Raw genomic sequence first — 2,520 nt, forward strand, 5'->3', positions numbered from 1 at the left:
CACCGCCTCGGTCAGCTGGGCGATGGCGATGCGCCCGCGCGACGACGGCGGCGTGACGTTGGCGCCGGGGGCCTTCGCCGACCTGTTCCTGGGGCCCGATTCGATCCGCCACGTGCGACGCTACCTCAAGCTCGCGCTGCAGGGCATCTTCGACGTGCACCTGCGCCGGCCCGCGCCGCGCGGCTACCCCGACGCTTTTGGCACGCCGCGCCGCTGGTCCGACGACGAGCAGACCCCGTTCGAGCGGATGCGCATCCTCGACCCCGCGCCGGCCCCCGGCAAGGTCGAGACGCTGACGCGTCAATTCGCCCGGACCTACCCGCAGGTGGGCGCGGTGCCGGTGCAGGCGGCGTGGGCCGGCATGATCGACGTGCTGCCCGATGTGGTGCCGGTGGTCGACCACGCCGCGCAGATCCCCGGCCTGACGGTCTGCACCGGCATGTGCGGGCACGGCTTCGGCGCGGGGCCGGGCTTCGGCCGGATCGCCGCCGACCTCGCCACCGGCGATGATCCCGGCACGGATCTCGCGCGCTTCCGCATGGGGCGGTTCTTCGACGGCTCGACGCTGGTGCCGGGGCCCAACCTTTAGGCCCGAGCACCGACGCCGGGGCCTTCGCGGCCGCTCCGCGGCGCCGTCGCCTTGCAGCCGCGCCGCGCCGGTGTATCACTGTCGCGAACCAGTCCACGGGAGAGTATCCATGCCGGTCAAGAACCGCTTCGCCGAACTGCACGACGAGATCACCGCCTGGCGGCGCGATCTTCACCAGCATCCCGAGATCCTGTTCGAGACGCACCGGACCTCGGCGCTGGTGGCCGAAAAGCTCAAGGCATTCGGCTGCGACGAGGTGGTCACCGGCATCGGCCGCACCGGCGTCGTGGGCGTCATCAAGGGGCGCGAAAGCGCGTCGGGCAAGGTGATCGGCCTGCGCGCCGACATGGACGCGCTGCCGATCCACGAGGCGACGGGCGTCGAATACGCGTCGAAGACCGACGGCGCGATGCACGCCTGCGGCCATGACGGGCACACCGCGATGCTGCTCGGCGCCGCGCGCTACCTGTCCGAAACACGCAACTTCGACGGCACCGTGGTGGTGATCTTCCAGCCCGCCGAGGAAGGCGGCGGCGGCGGCAAGGAGATGTGCGACGACGACCTGATGGGCCGCTGGGGCATCCAGGAGGTCTACGGCATGCACAACTGGCCGGGCCGGCCGGTGGGCAGCTTCGCCATCCGCGAGGGCGCGTTCTTCGCCGCGACCGACCAGTTCGACATTCACCTGACCGGCCGCGGCGGCCACGCCGCCAAGCCGCACGAGACCGTCGACACCACCGTCATGGCGTCGCAGCTGGTGCTGGCGATGCAGACCATCGCCTCGCGCAACGCCGATCCGGTCGACCAGGTGGTGGTCTCGGTGACCGCGTTCGAGACGTCGTCGAAGGCGTTCAACGTGATCCCGCAGCGCGTGCACCTTCGCGGCACCGTGCGCACGATGAGCGCCGAGATGCGCGACCTGGCCGAGCGTCGGATCAAGGAACTGGCCGCCGGCATCACCTCCGCCTTCGGCGGCAGCGCCGAGGTGCAGTACCACCGCGGCTACCCGGTCATGGCCAACCACCCCGAACAGACCGACTTCGCCCGCGACGTGGCCCGCGCCGTTTCGGGCGATTGCGACGAGGCGCCGCTGGTCATGGGCGGCGAGGATTTCGCCTTCATGCTGGAGGAACGCCCCGGCGCCTACATCCTCGTGGGCAACGGCGACACCGCGTCGGTGCACCACCCCGAATACGACTTCGCCGACGAGGCGATCCCGGCCGGCTGTTCCTGGTGGGCCGAGGTGGTCGAGCGCCGGATGCCGCTGGCCGGCTGACGCGCGCGGGCTTCGGCCCGGAACGGCATCGGCGCCTCCGGGGTTGTCGCGGCGAAACGCCCGCATCCCGGAGGACGACCATGGCCGACAGGCTTCCCACCGCCATCGTGACCGGCGCCGCGCGCGGGATCGGCCGCGGCGTCGCCGAGCATCTCGCGGCGCGCAACTGGCGCGTCGCTGCACTCGACGTCGATTTCGATGACGACGGGCCGGGAAGGCAGGTGCGCTGCGACGTCTCGGACGAATCCGCGGTGCGCGCGGCCTTCGGTGCGCTGGCGGACATGCTCGACGGCGGTCTCGACCTGCTGGTCAACAATGCCGGGATCGCCGACCCCGAGACCGGCCCGGTCGAGGAGCTGTCGCTGGACGACTGGAACCGCCGGCTGGCGGTGAACCTGACCGGCCCCTTCCTGATGGTGAAACACGCGGTCCCGCACCTGCGCGCCGCGCGGGGCGCCGTGGTCAACGTCACCTCGACCCGCGCGATGATGAGCGAGCCCGACTGCGAGGCCTACGCCGCCACAAAAGGCGGGCTGAGCGCGCTGACCCATGCGCTGGCGGTGTCGCTGGGCCCCGAGGTGCGGGTGAACGCGGTGGCGCCCGGCTGGATCTGGAAGGGCGATCCGTCCGAACTGAGCGAGACCGACCACGCCCA

3 protein-coding genes are annotated in these 2,520 nt (G+C 71.6%); all 3 read left to right on the forward strand.

Annotated features, from left to right (window positions below):
• Nucleotides 1–589: FAD-dependent oxidoreductase (locus ACFDTC_RS05770; protein WP_375257926.1), on the forward strand; the 589-nt coding region annotated here is incomplete at its 5' end.
• A gap of 109 nt (nt 590–698) precedes the next feature.
• Nucleotides 699–1,865: a M20 aminoacylase family protein gene (locus ACFDTC_RS05775; protein WP_375257927.1), complete on the forward strand. Its 1,167-nt coding sequence runs from the start codon at nt 699–701 to the stop codon at nt 1,863–1,865.
• Nucleotides 1,866–1,945: 80 nt separating this feature from the next.
• Nucleotides 1,946–2,520, forward strand: a 575-nt coding sequence (locus ACFDTC_RS05780; protein ID WP_375257928.1) for an SDR family oxidoreductase, incomplete at its 3' end; no start/stop codon positions are given.

Source organism: Citreimonas sp. (genome assembly GCF_042096055.1).
Taxonomy (GTDB): Bacteria; Pseudomonadota; Alphaproteobacteria; order Rhodobacterales; family Rhodobacteraceae; genus Citreimonas.

Coding starts and splice junctions, on each gene's coding strand:
- ACFDTC_RS05775 (WP_375257927.1), top strand. CDS start 699: ATGCCGGTCAAGAACCGCTTCGCCGAACTGCACGACGAGATCACCGCC.